Raw genomic sequence first — 1480 nt, forward strand, 5'->3', positions numbered from 1 at the left:
GGTGGGAGTGGGGTGGGTGCCGACGTAGGGGTCGGTGAGGCCTAGGGCGAGTCCGGTGCCGGTGGCTTTGAGGACGGCTTCCTTGCGGGCCCACAGGCGGGCGAGTGCGACGGGGCGTCGTTCGACGGCGAGGGCGTTCAATTCGGCGGTCTCCGCCGGGTGCAGGGCGTTGATGACGTCCGCCACCGCCTGCGGGCTCGGGATCGCCTCGATGTCGACGCCGACGGGTCGTGCGGCGAGGGCGAGGTAGGCCATGTCGCCGCTGTGGGAGAGGGAGAAGTGGAGGGCGGTGTCGGCTACGGCGGGGCGGCCGTGCGGGCCGCCGCAGCACGGGCAGTCTTCCCGGATCAGGCGTATGTCCTGCGGGGCCAGCCCCAGGTGGCTGCCGAGGAGGACGCGGAGCCCGAGGTGTGAGGCGAGGTAGCGGTGGCGGTCGGCGGGCCGGACCATGCGTTCGGCCCGACCGCGTTCGTCGGCGTCGAGTACCGTGCCCGCCTCCTGGACGGGGTGTCCGCCGACGAGGTCCGCCATGGTGTTCCAGGACCACACCGACACGCCCGCGCCGGTGGGGGGTGGTCCGGTCCGCGTCGTCTGGCTGCCGAGTTGGTTCACGCGCTCGATCACCTGACCGAGGGTAGTCCAGCCGGTCGGTCCGCGGTTAGCCGTACTGTTCTTCATGGCGCCGGTGGTGTGAGTACGGTCTGCGTATGCACTTGAACGCATTGGAGCAGCAGCGAGGGCACGTGCTGCTGATAGCGGGTGATGTGGCGGTGCGGCGGCGCACGGTGCAGTTGGCACCGAGCGCGAACCTTGCCGCCCTGGCGATGGTGCCCGCTTCCGCTCTGCTGGGCAGCGGGCTTCCCAGTGACACGGTCTGTCTGGACGGGGCGCGTGATCCGAACACCGTCCTGACGCGGCTGCGCACGGCTGCGGCCACGCCGGGGCCCTTGCTGGTCTATCTGTCGGGCCGTCTCACGGTGGACCGTCGGGGCCGGCGCCTGCACCTTGCGCTGGCCGGCACGACCGCGGCGTCGGTGCGCTATACCTCGCTGCCGTGGGAGTGGCTGGGCAGCGAACTGCGTGCCCGCCCTGCCGGGCTGACCACGGTTCTCCTTGATCTGGCCGCGGACAAGGAGGCCTGGCCGCTGCTGCAGGAGTACGGCAGCCTGCCGGCCCCGCCCTCGGTGGAGGTGTACGGGGTGGTCTGCCCGCCGGCCTTCGCCCCGGCGGCGGGCGCCGCGGTGAGCGGTTACACCCGGCACTGGATCGACCAGCTGCGCCGCGGCCCGGGCCGGCCCGGCAATGTCCAGCTGCATGCCCTCGCGGTTTCGGCCGCGGCGCTGCCTCCGGGGACCGTGGTCCTGCCGACCGCCCGCGAGCTGGGCATGCGTCCCGGCCCACAGCAGGAGCCCCATCACCCTCAACAGCCCTATCAGCCCCATCAGTCCCCACGTCCGCCGCAGCCGCAGCCGCAGCATCC

At 72.5% G+C, this 1480-nt stretch carries 1 protein-coding gene and 1 pseudogene; one reads left to right on the plus strand and one right to left on the minus strand.

What is annotated here, in order from left to right; all coding sequences use genetic code 11:
• Positions 1 to 624: 4'-phosphopantetheinyl transferase family protein (locus tag PV721_RS43300; protein ID WP_319734351.1), on the minus strand; the 624-nt coding region annotated here is incomplete at its 3' end.
• 83 nt (positions 625 to 707) lie between these two features.
• Here PV721_RS43300 and PV721_RS43305 point away from each other — a divergent pair.
• Positions 708 to 1480: pseudogene (locus PV721_RS43305) on the plus strand (hypothetical protein); the annotation flags it as partial.

The organism is Streptomyces sp. MB09-01 (genome assembly GCF_033794505.1).
GTDB lineage: Bacteria > Actinomycetota > Actinomycetes > Streptomycetales > Streptomycetaceae > Streptomyces.